The following is a 15,356-nucleotide window of genomic DNA, read 5'->3' as shown; positions in this document are numbered from 1 at the left end:
TCCCTTAAACCTTACTTAACCACTCAGGGATACATTTACCCCGCTTATGTTTTGTGCACCTGCATACCTCACGTGCCCCACTATGATCAAAATCGACCTTTAAAGAACGGTACGGAGAGACCGACAAGGTGCGCTACAGAGGGAATATTGCATCTATGATCTCCTGCCCTAGGGTGGGAGATTTTTTATAGGCCTTGTGCAGCGCCACCGGAAAGGATGGCTCATGAGCAAGGTAGCTGATTTTCTCCTGGAGAAAACTTCGAAGCCCCCGGCGCAGCCGGCTCTTTTGGTGCTGGAAGACGGCACCGTCTTCAGCGGTACTGCCTGCGGGGCATCGGGAGAAGCCTTCGGAGAGATTTGCTTCAACACTTCTTTGGAAGGGTACTTGGAGATCATCACCGACCCCTCCTACGCGGGACAAATTGTGGTGCTCACCTATCCCCAGGTGGGAAACTACGGGGTGCATCTCGACGATGTTCAGGCCGAGCATCCGGCCCTGCGCGGCCTGATCGTGCGGGACTTGTGCCCGACGCCCTCCAGCTGGCGCAGCCAAGAGGACCTCGGCAGCTTCCTGCGCCGCGAGGGCGTGGTGGCCATCGAAGGTATCGACACCCGCGCTCTGGTGCGCCACATTCGCGATCACGGCGCCCAGAAGGCCGTCATCTCCACGGAAAGCAGCAACGTAGATGACCTTGTCGCCAAGGTGCGCGAGAGCCCCTCGCTGGTGGGCGTGAACCTTGCGGCTACGGTGTCGCGGGAAGAAGCGGGCTCCTACACCGTCGCCGATCTTCCCGTCTCTCACGGCTTCGCCGCCATCCCGGCTCCTGAAACCCGCTTCCGCGTGGTGGCCTATGATTGCGGTGCCAAGCGCTCCATTCTTGAGAACTTGGTGCGCTCCGGCTGCGACGTTACCGTGGTGCCCTGGAACACGGCCGCTGAAGAGGTGCTCGCCCTGAATCCCGACGGTGTGTTTATGTCCAACGGCCCCGGCGACCCAGATGCCGTAGCCGAAACCTACCAGCAGGTGGAGAAGCTTCTGGGCAAGGTGCCTGTTTTCGGCATCTGCCTGGGTCATCAGATGATGGCGAAAGCCGCTGGAGCCGACATCGAGAAGCTGAAGTTCGGCCACCATGGAGGCAACCATCCCGTGCAGAATCTGCTGACTGGTCGCGTTGAGGTGACGGCCCAGAACCACGGCTTCTGCCCGCGCTTCCAAAGCCTAGGCGCGCTGATGCCGGAGCTCTCGGGCGGCTTCAACGCCCATGAGGAAGACCTGCGCTGCTGGGCTGCGCGCGGCGTGGCCCCCGTGGTGGCCAACGAGCGCTTCGGTCGCATTCAACTGACCCACGTGAACCTGGACGACGGTACGGCCGAGGGCTTCGCCTTCCTGGACATTCCCGCTTTCAGCGTCCAGTACCACCCCGAAGCCTCACCGGGTCCCACTGACGCCCACTACTTGTTCACTGCCTTCGCTCGCCTGATGACCGGCGCCGAAGATTACCTGGACATCGACATTGCCGCCGACCGTTTGGCCGGCTGGAAGTTCGGCGAGACCGACGAGACGAAGAAAGAGGTGGCGTAAATGCCGAAGCGCGAGGACATCAAGAGCATCCTGGTTATCGGGTCGGGCCCCATCGTCATCGGCCAGGCCTGCGAGTTCGATTACTCGGGTGCCCAAGCCTGCAAGGTGCTGCGCGAAGAGGGCTACCGTGTCATCCTGGTGAACTCCAACCCCGCCACCATCATGACCGACCCCGAACTGGCCGACGCCACCTACGTGGAACCCATTACCCCGGAGTTCGTGGAGAAGGTCATTGCGAAGGAGCGCCCCGACGCCTGCCTGCCCACCCTGGGCGGCCAGACGGGTCTCAATACCGCCATTGCCCTGGCGAAAGCCGGCGTGCTGGAGCGCTACGGCGTGGAGCTCATTGGTTGCGACGTAGACGTCATCGAGCGCGGTGAGGACCGCAAGCTCTTCAACGAGTGCATGGCCGATTTGGGCATCGAGGTGTCGCGAGCCGGCTACGCTTACTCCGTCGAAGACGCCCGAGCCATTGCGGCTGACCTCGGCTACCCCGTTGTGCTGCGTCCGTCCTTCACCATGGGCGGCGCTGGCGGCGGCATTGCCCGCAACGAGGAGGAGCTGACCCGCATTGTCTCCCAGGGCCTGGAGCTTTCGCCCGCCGGCGAGGTGCTGGTGGAAGAGTCCATCGAGGGCTGGAAGGAATACGAGATGGAGGTGATGCGCGATGCGGCCGGCAACGGCATCATTGTATGCTCCATCGAGAACCTGGACCCCATGGGCGTGCATACGGGCGATTCCATCACCGTGGCGCCGGCCCAAACGTTGACCGACGTGGAGTACCAGCGCATGCGCGCCGCCTCATTGGCCGTGCTCGAGCGCGTGGGCGTGGCTACGGGCGGCTCCAACGTGCAGTTCGCTGTGCATCCGGAAACGGGCCGCATGGTCATCATCGAGATGAACCCCCGCGTATCGCGCTCCTCGGCCCTGGCCAGCAAGGCCACGGGCTTTCCCATCGCCAAAGCTGCGGCGCGCTTGGCCGTGGGCTACACTCTCGACGAGATTATGAACGATATGACGGGCACCACGCCGGCCTGCTTCGAGCCCTCCATCGACTACTGCGTGGTGAAGGCTCCGCGTTTCGCCTTCGAGAAGTTCCAGGGCGCCGATGACACCTTGACCACGCGTATGAAGGCTGTGGGCGAGGTGATGGCCGTGGGCCGCACCTTCGAGGAAGCCCTGGACAAGGCGCTGCGCTCCCTGGAAACCGGCCGTGCCGGCTTGGGAGCCGATGGAGCAGGAGAGGAATCGGCCCTTTCCGATGAGGAGCTTACCACCGCCCTGGCGCGCCCCACCGCCGAGCGCATCTTCCTGGCCGCCGAGGCCCTGCGCCGCGGCATGACCGCCGAAGCCCTGACCGCGGCCACGGGCATCGACTATTTCTTCACCGCACGCATGGCGGATATGGTGGCCATCGAGCAGGTCCTGAGCACGCTGAAGCTGGAGGACCTCGACGCCGATGCTTTCCGCGTGGCCAAGCGCTACGGCTTCTCCGATGCCCAGATAGCGTATCTGACGGGCTCCAACGAGGCCACGGTGCGCGCCTGCCGCAAGATCTTGGGCGTGCGCCCTGCGTTTAAAACCGTGGACACCTGCGCGGCGGAGTTCCCCACGAAGACGGCCTACCACTACAAGACCTACGACGCCGACGAGACCGAGGTGGCGCCCAAGAGCCGCCCCCGTGCGCTCATTCTGGGCGCCGGTCCGAATCGTATCGGCCAGGGCATCGAGTTCGACTACTGCTGCGTGCACGCCAGCTACGCGCTGGCCGAAGCCGGCTATGAGACCATCATGGTGAACTGCAATCCCGAGACGGTGTCCACCGACTACGACACCTCAGACATGCTCTTCTTCGAGCCGCTGACCTTCGAAGACGTCATGGATGTGGTGGAGGCCACCGATCCCGACGGCGTGGTAGTCACCCTGGGCGGTCAGACGCCGCTCAAGCTGGCGCGCTCTTTGGAAGCGGCCGGGGTGCCCATCCTGGGCACCAGCCCCGACGCCATCGACCTGGCCGAGGACCGCGACCGCTTCGCCGCGCTCCTCGACGAGCTGGGCGTCGCTTACCCACCCTCGGCCATGGCCTCCGGCATGGACGAGGCCCGGGCGGCGGCGGCCGCCATCGGCTATCCCTTGCTCGTGCGTCCCAGCTACGTGCTCGGCGGCCGCGGCATGGGCATCGTCTACGACGAGGCCGGCCTGGCCCGCTATGTGGCCGAAGCGGCCACGGTGTCGCCGGATCATCCCGTCTACCTGGACAAGTTCCTCGAGGGAGCTGTGGAGTGCGACCTCGATGCCCTCTGCGATGGCGAAGAGGTCTATCTGGGCGGCATCTTGGAGCACATCGAGATGGCAGGCATTCACTCCGGCGACTCGGCTTGCTGCCTGCCGCCGTTCTCGCTCTCCGAGGCCGTGCAGGGGGAAATGGCCGACATCGCCCGCCGCATTGCCCTGGCCCTGGGCGTTTGCGGCCTGGTGAACATCCAGTTCGCCATCAAGGACGGCGTGGTCTACGTCATCGAAGCCAATCCGCGCGCCAGCCGCACCGTGCCCTTCATCTCCAAGGCCACGGGCGTGCCCCTAGCGAAAATTGCCGCCCGCCTCATGGCGGGGGAGCGCCTGGCCGACTTCACGCTGCCCGAGCACTTCGGCCGCCCAGGACGCTTCTTCGTGAAAGAGTCAGTCATGCCCTTCGGCCGCTTCCCCGGAGCGGACGCGCTGCTGGGACCCGAGATGCGCTCCACCGGGGAAGTGATGGGCTGCGCCGGCAGCTTCCCCGCAGCCTATATGAAGACGCAGATGGCCATTGACTACGATCAGCCCGCCCACGGCACTGCCTTCATCTCCGTGAACGACCAGGACAAGCGCGCCGTGTCCTTCATCGCCCGCGAACTGGCGCGCCTGGGCTTCCGCCTGCTAGCCACCGAGGGCACGGCGGCGGTGCTGGCCGCCTCGGGCATTCCTTGCGAAGTAACGGGCAAAATTCACGAGGGGAAGAGCTCGGTGGCCGAGCGCATCGCCTCAGGAGAGATCACGCTCATGGTGAACACGCCTCTGGGCTCGACCACCCGCGACGACGGCTACGAGCTGCGCCGGGCTGCGGTGCGCCACGGCATCACCTATGCCACCACCCTGGCCGGCGCCCAGGCCATGATTGCCGGCATGGAGGCGGCCCGCGGCGGCGCTCTCGGGGTGTGCTCCCTGCAGGATATGGAGTAGAATGAGCGACAACCATTAAAGCCCCAGAGCCGACGGGAGAGCCTATGACCCTCTACAACGAGACCGCGCCCATTCTTGAGAATCGGGAAGCGGGGTGCAACATCTGGCTCATGACGGTCAAGGCTCCGCAGATTGCGGCCACGGCCCAACCGGGGCAGTTCGTGCACGTGCGCATTCCTGGCATGGCCGACCATATCCTCCGCCGTCCCCTGGGCATTTATGCCCGCAATCTTGAAGAGGGCACTGTCGACATGATGTACCAGGTGCTGGGGTTCGGCACCGATCACATGACCAGTCTGGCGGCAGGAGATACCGTCGAGCTCATCGGGGCGGTGGGCCGCGGTTGGGATATTCCCGAAGGCGCTAAGCGTGCCCTGGTGGTGGCCGGCGGCGTGGGAAGCGCGCCGCTCTACCCGCTCATCGAGGAACTCGTCGAGCGCGGCGTGGAGGTACATGCGGTGTTGGGCGCCTCCACGGTTGACGCCCTCGTGGCCCGCGAGCGCTACGCAGCGGCTCTGGGCTGTGAGCCCGCGTGTTCCACCGACGACGGCACCTACGGCCACGCCGGCTTCTGCACGCCGCTGGTTGAGGCGGCTCTGACCGAGGCGGCCGAATCCGGCCAGTACTTCGACTACGTGGCCTGCTGCGGCCCCGAGCCCCTCATGCGTCTGGTGGCCTCCATGGCCGAGGAGGCCGGCGTCTTCTGCGAGGTATCCCTCGAGCGTCGCATGGCCTGCGGCGTGGGCGCCTGCCTGTCCTGCGTGGTCGACACCGTGGACGGCAAAAAGCGCGCCTGCGTAGACGGCCCCGTGTTCCCCTCGACGTCGGTTGTGTGGTAGGAGGCCGCTATGACAATGAAACCCCAAGAAACTTCAGTCAAGCTGGCAGTGAACCTGGGCGGCCTGGCCATGAAGAATCCGGTCACTGTCGCTTCAGGCACTTTCGGCGCGGGCAAGGAATACCACGATTTCGTCGACGTGGCCACCTTGGGCGCCGTCACCACCAAGGGCGTCTCGCTCCATGGCTGGGAGGGTAATGCCACGCCGCGCATTGCCGAGACGGCCTCGGGCATGCTGAACTCCATCGGTCTTCAGAACCCCGGCGTTGCGCACCTCAAGGCCGACGAGCTGCCCTGGCTGCAGAGCATCGGCGCTACCACCATCGTAAATGTGTCCGGCCACAGCTTCGACGAGTACGTGCAGGTCATCGAGGCCTTGGAAGAGGCTCCTGTGGATGCCTACGAGGTAAACATCTCCTGCCCGAACGTGGACGCCGGCGGCATGACCATGGGCTGCCATGTTCCCAGCGTGGAAAAGGTGGTAGGGATGTGCCGCGCCGCCACGAAGCGCCCGCTCATTGTGAAGCTCACCCCCAACGTCACCGACGTGGCGGAGATTGCCCGGGCTGCCGAGGCTGCCGGCGCCGATGCCATTTCGCTTATCAACACGCTTCTTGGCATGGCCGTTGATGCGCGCACCCGCAAGCCCAAGCTGGCTCGCGTGGTGGGCGGCTTCTCGGGTCCGGCTGTCAAGCCTGTGGCCTTGCGCATGGTGTGGCAGTGCGCCGGGGCCGTGTCGGTGCCCATTTTGGGCATGGGCGGCATCACCACCGGCGAGGACGCCATCGAGTTTATGCTGGCCGGCGCTACCGCGGTGGCCGTGGGCACCGCCAACTTCATGAACCCCACCGCCACGGTGGACGTTATCAACGGCATCATCGCCTACTGCGAAGAGCAGGGCGTAGCCGATGTCAACGAGCTGATCGGAGGACTTCAGTGCTAACTGCATTCGATTCCCAACCTGCCGCCGACCGCGTCATTGTCGCCCTCGACTGCGATGCCTGGGAGGCTATTGCCCTAGCCGACAAGCTGGCCGGCAAAGCCAAGTGGCTGAAAATCGGCATGACGCTCTACTACGCCGAGGGCCCCGCCATTGTGAAGATGTTCAAGCGCCGTGGCTTCAACGTCTTTCTGGATTTGAAGTTCCACGACATTCCGCACCAGGTGGAGGGAGCCGCGCGCTCGGCGGCCGCCAGCGGCGCCGACATGATCACCATGCATACGGTGGGCGGTCGTGCCATGATGGAAGCGGCCCAGCGCGGCGCCGAGGCTGGAGCTGCGGAATACGGCGGAGACGTGCCCGCCACCTTGGGCATTACCGTACTCACCTCCATGAGTCCCGAGGCCCTGGCAGAGACCGGCGTAACGCGCCCGCTGCCCGAGCAGGTGCTAGCCTTGGCCGAGCAGGCCAAGGAGGCGGGTATTGCCGGCGTAGTGGCCTCGCCGCAAGAGGCTGCGAAGCTGCGCGAGCTATTGGGGCCTGAGGCCTATATCGTCACGCCAGGCGTTCGTCCCGCCGGGGCTGACCTGGGGGATCAAAGCCGTGTTGCCACGCCCGCTCAGGCCTTCGCTGCCGGCGCGTCGCATATTGTCATAGGTCGCCCCATCACTGAGGCACCCGACCCTGAGGCCGCTTTTGACGCTATTGTCGAAGAACTTGCCCGTGCATCCAGGTAATTTTTAGAATAATGCAAGTGAGCAAATTCCTTTAAGTTTTAATGATTCACGACAAATGACGTGTTTTTCGTCATCAATGCATGGTACTATTTCGGCAGCCCAAACCGGAAGGAGAACAAAACCATGGCTATCCCCGAACTCAGTCCTGAGGCCCGCGCCGAAGCCTTGGAGAAGGCTAAGGCTGCGCGCATCAAGCGCGCTCAAGTCCGCGAGGAGCTGAAAACCGGCAAACTGACCGTTGCCCAGGTGCTCGACATGCGCGACGATCCCGTCGTGGGGCGCATGAAAATCTCGACGCTCATTGAGACGCTGCCGGGCTACGGCAAGGCCAAGGCCGAGCGCATCATGAAAGAGCTGCAGATTGCCGAGAGCCGCCGCATTCGCGGTATTGGCGAGCGTCAGCGCGAGGCTTTGCTCCAGCGTCTGGCCAAATAGCATCCCATCCAAGCAAAGGAATACATGAGAACCGGAAATCTATTCGTCATCAGCGGTCCTTCAGGAACCGGCAAGGGAACACTCATTGCCCGTTTGGTGGAGGAGGTGCCTGATACCTGGGTTTCCGTTTCTGCCACCACGCGGCGCCCTCGTCCCGGAGAGGAAGAGGGCGTTAGCTATTATTTTATGACGAAAGAGGAATTCCTCTCCCTGGCTGATGAGGGTGGTTTTCTCGAGTGGGCCACCTACTCTGACAACTGCTACGGAACGCCCCGGGCTTCCGTCGAGCGCGAAATGGCCGCGGGCAAGCAGGTCATCCTTGAAATCGAGGTGCAGGGCGCTCTTCAAGTCAAGGAGAAAATGCCCGAGGCCCACCTGGTGTTTATCGAGCCTCCTTCTTTGGAAGAGCTCGAGCGACGCCTGCGCGGCCGCGGCACGGAGACCGATGAGGCCGTGCAAAAGCGCATGGACACCGCCGTGGTGGAACTTTCCCACAAAATGGAGTATGATATTCGGCTGGTAAATGACGATCTTGACGAGGCCACTCGTCAGCTTGTTGCTTACGTGAACGAAACCGCCGAAAAATAGTTAGAGGACTGCCAACCTATGAGCATTATCGAACCGAAAATCGACGTACTGCTGAACGAGACCGACAACGACCGCTTCCTGCTGTGCGCCCTGGCCTCCAAGCGCGCCCACGACATCAACGACATGATGCGCGGCCAGCGCGATCGCGCTATCCAGCTGCAGACGGCCGTGGAAATTGCCCGTGCCGCCGACACCAAGCCGCTGTCCATGGCCTTTAACGAGATCGCCCGCGGCGAAGTCTCCTACGATCCCGAGTCCATCGACGTAAAGAACCACTAAATGGAAGAGTTCCAGCGAATTATTCTCGTGCACTACCACGAGATTGGTTTGAAGGGACGCAACCGCAGCGTATTCGAGAAGCGCCTTCAGAAGAACTTGGAGGCGCTTCTTCGTGATTACCCGATTGTGACCATTCATCGCATCTCCGGCCGCATTTTGGTTTTCCTCAAGGAGGGTACCAGCCTGGCCGTGGCCAACCAGTGCACCGACGCCATCCTGGGCGTTCCCGGTGTGGCTCGCGTCTCCTGCGGATTCAAGGTAGAGCGCGACATGGAGCTTATGGGGCAAGCGGCCGTGCTGTCCCTGGGCGAAGCGGGCGCCTTCGAGAGCTTCAAAGTATCCGCCCGTCGCAACCACACCGATTTCCCCATCGACTCCATGCAGATGAACCGCGACATCGGCGAAGTTCTCTGTGAGGTGTTCCCTGAGAAGCGCGTGCAAATGAAAGGGCAGGACGTCACCGTCGGCGTTGAGGTGGTGCAGAACGCCGCTTATGTCTACGCCCGCAGCGAGCGTGGCATTGGCGGTCTGCCCGTGGGCAGCTCCGGGACAGTAGTCAGCCTGCTTTCCTCGGGCATCGATTCTCCCGTGGCCCTGTGGCGCATGGCCCGTCGCGGCGCCGTGTGCATTGGCGTTCATTTTTCCGGGCGTCCTCAAACCAGCGATGCGTCGGAGTTCCTGGTCGATGACATCGCGCGGGTGCTGGAGCGCACCGGGTGCATCGCCCGTGTCTACGTGGTGCCCTTCGGCGACTATCAGCGGGATATCTCCATCTCCGCTCCGCCGGCGCTGCGCGTTATTCTTTATCGGCGTCTCATGTTCCGCGTTGCCGAGGAGCTTGCGCGCCGCGAGCACGCGGGCGCCTTGGTAACGGGAGAGAGCCTGGGCCAGGTGGCCTCGCAAACTCTCGACAACATCAAGGCCACTAACGCCGCTGTTACCCTGCCGGTGCTGCGACCGCTTATCGGATCCGACAAGCTGGAGATCATCGACCAGGCCCAGCAGTTGGGCACCTTCGACATCTCATCCCAGGATGCTCCCGACTGCTGCACGCTTTTCATGCCCCGCAACCCGGAAACCCATGCAAAGCTGGCCGACGTCGAAGCTGCCGAGGCGGCCTTCCCCCTTGACCAGTGGGTGCAAGAGCTTGCCGATGCGGCGGAGGTCCACGATTACGCCTGTCCGTCTTATCGACCGCCAAAGAAGCGTCGGCCGAAAGCTGAAGCTATGGGCGTTGAAGAAGACGCTGCGCAAGGCGAGACGCCCCAGGCTTAGCCCTTTTTATTCCTCAGGTGCATCGACCCGGCTTTCAGGCCGGGTCTTTTCTTTCCGCGATCTTCGCTCATGCTCCGCGCTTGCGAATTCGCGGCGACACTCTTGCGACGGTGGGCGCGTACCGTGGCACTCCCTGCGTTCAAAGGAGTTGCCATGAGCTTTCAAGATCAGTCCACCAGCCTGCTGTCTCGCCTCCATCTTTCCGATTTACCACGATCTGCCGCCTTTGGCATTGCCGCCCTGGCTTTAGTCCTGGTGGGCGTAGGTGTCGTGACTTTGGGGCCCTGGTTCGGCCCCTCGGATTTCGAGGTAACGACGCAGCCCGTTGCCGAGGAGGCGTCGACGGCAGGGGAGGGAGATGACCCGAATAATCTTTCCGCCACAGGAGCCCCTGTCGAGAACCCGGCATCCGGCGCAGGCAATCCAACCCCCAGCGGGCCGCCACCCGAAGATACCCCTCTCCCTGAGGCCTCGCTCCTCTGCGTCCACGTGGACGGCGCCGTGAAAAGCCCGGGCGTATTCTATCTGGAAGCGGGTTCTCGCATCATTGACGCCATCGATGCCGCCGGCGGCTTTACTAAGAAGGCCTCGACAGCAGCAGTAAATCTTGCTTCAAGCCTTGAGGATGGTCAGCAGGTATTCATTCCCACTCAAGACGAGGCCCCAGCCCCCACGACACCTTCGGCGTCTTCCAGCGGGGAAGGCAGTGCTTCCACGGCGGCTGGAGGAGGATCTTCAACTGCTTCTTCGGGCCTGGTAAATATCAATCAGGCTAGTGCCGAGGAGCTAGTTACGCTATCGGGCATCGGGGAAGCCACTGCCGCCAAGATCATCGCCGACCGCGAGGCCAACGGTCCCTTCCAGACCATCGAGGACATCAAGCGCGTCTCAGGGATCGGCGATAAAAAGTTCGAATCCCTGCGCGATTTCATCTGCGTCTAGCATGGCTCCCGCCCCTCGCTTTGCTCCCACCGAAGAAGATCGGCCGCCGCGCCCTTCGCTTCCGCCCCTGCTCTTAATGGGGTTGAGCCTTTGGGCGGCGGCCGCCTGTTCGTACGCGGGACTCCAGGATGTTTCCATCAGCCGTTGCGTTGCTCTTGCGACACTGGGCGTTCTTGCGCTGTTGCTGGTGCTTGGCTTTTGCGGCCTTCGGGGGCGCCTCTCGGGAGGGGCGGTGCTCATCCTGGGCGTGGCGCTGGGCATGGCTGTTTCCGGCGCCAGCGCGGCATCGCTCCATCGCACAGAAGCCGAACTGATCGATCAGCCACGCACATGGATTGTCACGCTTGCGGAAGATGCCCGGTCCTCCCAATTTGGCGCCCAGGCCGCAGCCCAGGCCAAAAGCGACTGCGGGGAGAGCGTCAAAGTACGGCTGTACCTGGGCGAAAGCGAGGCGCAGCTGCTTCAAGGAGCCCAGCTGAGCATTAAGGGGACCTTGAAGCCGTTCTCTTCAAAAGCAGCTGCTTCGGCATGGAGCAAGGGGCTGGCTGGCACGCTCGACGGTGCATCAATCGACCAGGATAAAATACGCCTATCCGGCATGGTGCGTCTACGGCAGCGCGCCCTCGACACCCTTGCGCAATTCGGCGGGAACGAAGCGCCGCTTCTGCAGGCATTGGTCTGCGGGTACCGACGAACCTTGGAGGAAGAGGAGACCTACCAGGTTTTCCAGGTAACGGGACTCGCTCACTTGGTAGCTGTTTCCGGCGCTCATCTTTCGCTGGTCACGCTTTTCGTCATGGCCCTCATGGGAGCCTTTCGCTTAAGCCATCGCACCTCATCGACCCTGCTCGGCCTTTTTCTTTTGGCCTATGTCACCTTTACCGGATTGCCCGTTTCCGCCCTTCGTGCTGCCCTCATGACAGCCACGGCTCTTCTGGCCTTCATCGCTCGCCGACGCTCCTCGGCTCTCAGCGCATTGGGCTTATGCCTCGTTGTTTTCGTCGTTTTCGATGTGCCCACCGCACTGTCCGCCTCCTTTTTCCTCTCCGCAGCCTCTACGTTGGGCATTCTTCTGTTTTCGCGCCTGCTGCTTGAGGGCTTTCCGACAGAGAGACGGTGGCCGCGGACGCTGATAGGGGATCCTCTGGCCCTCACGGCCTCCTCGGCTTTGATGACGCAGCCCTACGGGGCGGCGCTTTTTGCCCAGCTGCCCCTGGTGGCGCCCTTGGCCAACGTCATTGCCACGCCGCTCTTTACGCTCAGCTGCCTGGGCGGATTCGCCGGCACGGCCCTGGCGTTACTGCTGCCAGCCTGTGCGCCCCTCGCCATCGGGGTTGCGGCATTGTGCTGCCGCCCCCTTGTTGCGGCCACTACCTTGCTTGGCGCCATTCCCTTAGGGTGTATTCCCGTAGCTGCCGATCTTACCACCATGGTGGCACTTTCGGCTTTTTGCGCTGTTGCGCTCTGGCTCTGGTGGCCACGCATCACTCCGAAAAGAGCCGCGATAACCACAGGCGTCATCGCCTTGAGTCTGGTTGGCGTTCTGGCGGTAAACCCCCTGTTTCAACAGGATGAACTTGTCATGCTAGACGTAGGGCAGGGCGATGCCTTTCTTCTGCGCAGCCAGGGTCACAACCTGCTCGTCGATACGGGCAACCAGGAACGCAAACTTAAGGAAGCCTTGGGGCGTCACGGTGTGGTAGCCCTAGACGCTGTGGCCGTCAGTCACCACGATGACGACCACTGCGGCTCGCTGGTGCCCCTGCGGGGAGTCGTTTCCTTCTCGGACGTTCTCGTGGCGCAAGAGACGCTCTCTTGTTCCTGTGGCTCGTGCAAAGCCCTCGTAGCGGCGGGCAACAACGACACTCCGGGACGGCTCCCGCTTTCCCTGGTCGGCCTTTCCGTGGGCGACACCATTGCCTGCGGTCGCTTTCAACTGGAAGTAATATGGCCTGCATGCTTTGTCGATGAAGGCGGCAATGCCGACAGCCTCGGCCTGCTGTGCACCTACGACGGTAACGGCGACGGCACACCGGAATGGTCGATGCTCTTTTGCGGCGATGCGGAAGGGGAGGAGCTGGCCGCTATGGCCGATTATCTGCCAGCTGAGGGCATCGACGTTCTCAAGGTGGGCCATCACGGATCACGGGTCAGCCTCGACCACGGCGCAGCTGAGCTTCTCGCTCCCTCTGTCGCCCTGATCAGCGTCGGCGAAGACAACCGCTACGGCCACCCTGCTCCAGAATGTCTTGCGAGTCTTAAGGAGACGGACACGCGCGTCTTTCGCAGCGATGAACAGGGAGATGTCGCCGTTGCCTTTACCGCCCAGAAGATTACCGTTCGCGCCCAGCGTGAAGAGCCTCTCGATCGGGTACAATAGGCGCCATGAGCGAAGCGACCCCACAATCTGATTTCCTTGGCGCCTACCTGGTGGTAGGCGAGGATGCCCTCAAGCGCGAGACGGTCATCAAGCGCCTGCGCACCCGCCTGGAGAAACTGGGCGACATTGCCTTCAATTCCGACGAATTCGATGGCGAGATAGCCACCGGCGAGGACATTGTCTCGGCCTGCAACACGGTGCCATTCGCCAGCCCGCTGCGGCTTGTCTACGTGCGCAATACCGAGAAACTGAAGAAGGCCGACACCGAGCCCCTGATCGCTTATCTCAAAGCCCCCAATGAAACCACGGTGCTGGCCCTGGAGGCCGAGAAGCTGGCAAAGAACACCCGACTTTACAAAGCCGTTGCCGCCGTGGGTGCTAAGGCCGTCATCACCTGCGCTGCGCCGAAAAGCTGGGAGCTGCCGAAGCAGGTGCGTGCCATGGCCACTTCCCATGGCATTGTCCTCACCGAAGGGGCGGCCACTACCTTGGTCGAGCTGGTGGGCGAGGACACCGTCCACCTCGACAGCGAACTCAAGAAGATCGCCCTGGCGCACCTCGGTCCCGACGCCGTGTCCGATCGCGAAGTGCGTTCGCTGGTGGCACGCACTTCCGAGGTGAAACCGTGGACATTTACCGACGCCTTCGCCGATCGCAACCTCGTGCGCTGCCTGGCTTTGCTCACCATGATGGATTCCGTGTCGCCGCTGCAGCTTATTGCCCTGTGCACGGGCCGCATTCGCGAGCTTATGTGCGCCCAGTCGCTGAACGCGCGAGGGGAGGGCGGCATGCTGGCTAAAACCCTGGGCTTGCCCGATTGGCGCGTGAAAAACCATCGTGCCCAGGCCCGTCGCTTCACGCCCCAGGAACTGCGCCGTGCTCTGGCCTCCGCCCGTGATGCCGAGCAGGCTATGAAGAGCGGTTCCGACCCCGACGAGACCTTCCGCAGCTGGGTCATTGCCACCCTCAGGCAGCCTGCATCTTCGCCGCGTCCTCGGTAGCCACCAGACTCCGCGCTGCGTCCCTAGTCCCGACTCGGTGAGACAGGGGCCAAAGCCAACTTCGTGCGGTCATAGGGCATGCGGAAATAGTACTCGTAGCCGCAGATGCCCTGAAGAATGCGGCCTTCGCGCACCAGATAGATAAGATGGGCCAGCGTCTCGCCCATGGAGAAGTACTTCTGGTCGAGGGGCCACGATTGCCAATCGGGGTAGCGCCAGGTGGCATTCTGCGAAATGGACACAATGTCGTCGTGCCCCGCAGCTACCAGCTGGTAAATCTCCTCCAGGCGCTCGTGATGGTGCTCAATGAGGAAGGCCACGCGCTCCTGCAGGCCCGTGAAGGGCTTCCCATGGGCGGGGAGGATCAGCTTCGCCTCGTATTCGCCCACCTTTGCCAAGCTGTCGAGGAACTCTTCCAGAGCGTTATAGGCGGGAAACCAGCTGCTGACCGACGGAGTAATGCGCTCGAGCACGTGATCGCCCACAATCATGAACTTGCCCTCGGGCTCGTAGAGACAGATGTGCCAGGCATCGTGGCCCGGCGTCTCAATAACTTGAAATCGATAGCCGCCGGCCTCGAAAACGTCGCCCTCACTGAGATAGGTCATGACAGGATAGGTTTCCAAGGGAAGCAGTTCGGCGGACACATGCAACTTCGGCTTACCGTCCTTGAACACCATCTCGCTTTGCTGCTCCAGCGTGGCCGCCTGCAGCAGCAGCGGACCGTACACGTTCTCCTCCATGGCCATGAGGTTCTTCACCTCTTGGAAGGAATGGGCGTTGGCGAACACCGGCATGCCGGGACGCCAGATGCGATCCAGGTTGCCGGTGTGGTCGGGATGGCTGTGGGTAAGCACAATCTGTACCTTGTCCCAGGAGCGGCCCAGCGCTGCCAAGGCATCGTTTAGGGCCTTTTCGCTGTCCGGATGGTTGAAGCCCACGTCGACAATGGTCGTGGTGCCGTCGTCGTCAAGCAGGAAGTAGGAGTTGATGGCCTTCAGCGGATTGTAAGGCAACGGCACGCGCACCAGATACAAATGGGGCAGCAGAAACACCGGCTCGCCGAAGGGCGTATCGGGCATTGACGGCGCGGCCTCAAGCACGCGCTCGATGTACTGGTCCATATCCATCATCGTTGAT

13 protein-coding genes are annotated in these 15,356 nt (G+C 62.6%); 12 read left to right on the top strand and 1 reads right to left on the bottom strand.

The window, feature by feature from the left end:
- Positions 1-223 precede the first annotated feature (223 nt).
- The 12 genes from carA (at position 224) to holA (ending at position 14,216) form a co-directional block, all read left to right on the top strand.
- On the top strand, positions 224-1,582 hold the full coding sequence (gene carA / locus PZH32_RS09745) for a glutamine-hydrolyzing carbamoyl-phosphate synthase small subunit (RefSeq protein WP_275207877.1): 1,359 nt from the start codon (positions 224-226) through the stop codon (positions 1,580-1,582).
- The gene (gene carB, locus PZH32_RS09740; RefSeq protein ID WP_275207876.1) at positions 1,583-4,801 is read left to right on the top strand and encodes a carbamoyl-phosphate synthase large subunit; all 3,219 of its coding nucleotides are present in this window, start codon (positions 1,583-1,585) and stop codon (positions 4,799-4,801) included.
- 44 nt (positions 4,802-4,845) lie between these two features.
- Positions 4,846-5,640 (top strand): dihydroorotate dehydrogenase electron transfer subunit, encoded by a 795-nt coding sequence (locus PZH32_RS09735; RefSeq protein WP_275207874.1) that lies wholly within the window; start codon positions 4,846-4,848, stop codon positions 5,638-5,640.
- 9 nt (positions 5,641-5,649) lie between these two features.
- A complete protein-coding gene (locus tag PZH32_RS09730) occupies positions 5,650-6,582 on the top strand; it encodes a dihydroorotate dehydrogenase (protein WP_275207872.1) in 933 nt (310 codons plus the stop codon).
- On the top strand, positions 6,576-7,316 hold the full coding sequence (gene pyrF / locus PZH32_RS09725) for an orotidine-5'-phosphate decarboxylase (protein WP_275207871.1): 741 nt from the start codon (positions 6,576-6,578) through the stop codon (positions 7,314-7,316). Before PZH32_RS09730 ends, pyrF begins: the two co-directional genes overlap by 7 nt.
- Positions 7,317-7,439: 123 nt before the next feature.
- Entirely contained in the window at positions 7,440-7,751 is a 312-nt protein-coding gene (mihF, locus tag PZH32_RS09720) for an integration host factor, actinobacterial type (protein WP_275207870.1), read from the top strand.
- A gap of 24 nt (positions 7,752-7,775) precedes the next feature.
- A complete protein-coding gene (gene gmk, locus PZH32_RS09715) occupies positions 7,776-8,339 on the top strand; it encodes a guanylate kinase (RefSeq protein ID WP_275207868.1) in 564 nt (187 codons plus the stop codon).
- A gap of 18 nt (positions 8,340-8,357) precedes the next feature.
- The gene (locus PZH32_RS09710; protein ID WP_275207867.1) at positions 8,358-8,618 is read left to right on the top strand and encodes a DNA-directed RNA polymerase subunit omega; all 261 of its coding nucleotides are present in this window, start codon (positions 8,358-8,360) and stop codon (positions 8,616-8,618) included.
- A complete protein-coding gene (thiI, locus tag PZH32_RS09705; protein WP_275207865.1) occupies positions 8,619-9,893 on the top strand; it encodes a tRNA uracil 4-sulfurtransferase ThiI in 1,275 nt (424 codons plus the stop codon).
- Between the two features lie 153 nt (positions 9,894-10,046).
- A complete protein-coding gene (locus tag PZH32_RS09700; RefSeq protein WP_275207863.1) occupies positions 10,047-10,835 on the top strand; it encodes a helix-hairpin-helix domain-containing protein in 789 nt (262 codons plus the stop codon).
- 232 nt (positions 10,836-11,067) lie between these two features.
- A complete protein-coding gene (locus PZH32_RS09695; protein WP_275207862.1) occupies positions 11,068-13,215 on the top strand; it encodes a DNA internalization-related competence protein ComEC/Rec2 in 2,148 nt (715 codons plus the stop codon).
- A 5-nt stretch (positions 13,216-13,220) separates the two neighbouring features.
- Entirely contained in the window at positions 13,221-14,216 is a 996-nt protein-coding gene (holA, locus tag PZH32_RS09690; protein WP_275207860.1) for a DNA polymerase III subunit delta, read from the top strand.
- Between the two features lie 23 nt (positions 14,217-14,239).
- Here the strand turns inward: holA and PZH32_RS09685 are convergent, their stop codons facing one another.
- Complete coding sequence (locus PZH32_RS09685; protein ID WP_275207859.1) at positions 14,240-15,349, bottom strand: MBL fold metallo-hydrolase; 1,110 nt, start codon at positions 15,347-15,349, stop codon at positions 14,240-14,242.
- Positions 15,350-15,356 lie beyond the last annotated feature (7 nt).

The sequence above is a fragment of the Adlercreutzia equolifaciens genome (assembly GCF_029076695.1).
In the GTDB taxonomy this organism is placed as follows: Bacteria; Actinomycetota; Coriobacteriia; order Coriobacteriales; family Eggerthellaceae; genus Adlercreutzia; species Adlercreutzia equolifaciens_A.
The sequence above is the reverse complement of the archived record's forward strand: the minus strand, read 5'-3'. Positions and strand labels throughout refer to the sequence as shown.

What these genes read in the sequence shown, in the direction of transcription:
- carB (WP_275207876.1), top strand. Translation starts at nt 1,583, where the DNA reads ATGCCGAAGCGCGAGGACATCAAGAGCATCCTGGTTATCGGGTCGGGC.
- mihF (WP_275207870.1), top strand. Translation starts at nt 7,440, where the DNA reads ATGGCTATCCCCGAACTCAGTCCTGAGGCCCGCGCCGAAGCCTTGGAG.
- PZH32_RS09685 (WP_275207859.1), bottom strand. Translation starts at nt 15,349, where the DNA reads ATGATGGATATGGACCAGTACATCGAGCGCGTGCTTGAGGCCGCGCCG.
- carA (WP_275207877.1), top strand. Translation starts at nt 224, where the DNA reads ATGAGCAAGGTAGCTGATTTTCTCCTGGAGAAAACTTCGAAGCCCCCG.
- holA (WP_275207860.1), top strand. Translation starts at nt 13,221, where the DNA reads ATGAGCGAAGCGACCCCACAATCTGATTTCCTTGGCGCCTACCTGGTG.
- gmk (WP_275207868.1), top strand. Translation starts at nt 7,776, where the DNA reads ATGAGAACCGGAAATCTATTCGTCATCAGCGGTCCTTCAGGAACCGGC.
- PZH32_RS09710 (WP_275207867.1), top strand. Translation starts at nt 8,358, where the DNA reads ATGAGCATTATCGAACCGAAAATCGACGTACTGCTGAACGAGACCGAC.
- PZH32_RS09735 (WP_275207874.1), top strand. Translation starts at nt 4,846, where the DNA reads ATGACCCTCTACAACGAGACCGCGCCCATTCTTGAGAATCGGGAAGCG.
- PZH32_RS09730 (WP_275207872.1), top strand. Translation starts at nt 5,650, where the DNA reads ATGACAATGAAACCCCAAGAAACTTCAGTCAAGCTGGCAGTGAACCTG.
- thiI (WP_275207865.1), top strand. Translation starts at nt 8,619, where the DNA reads ATGGAAGAGTTCCAGCGAATTATTCTCGTGCACTACCACGAGATTGGT.
- PZH32_RS09700 (WP_275207863.1), top strand. Translation starts at nt 10,047, where the DNA reads ATGAGCTTTCAAGATCAGTCCACCAGCCTGCTGTCTCGCCTCCATCTT.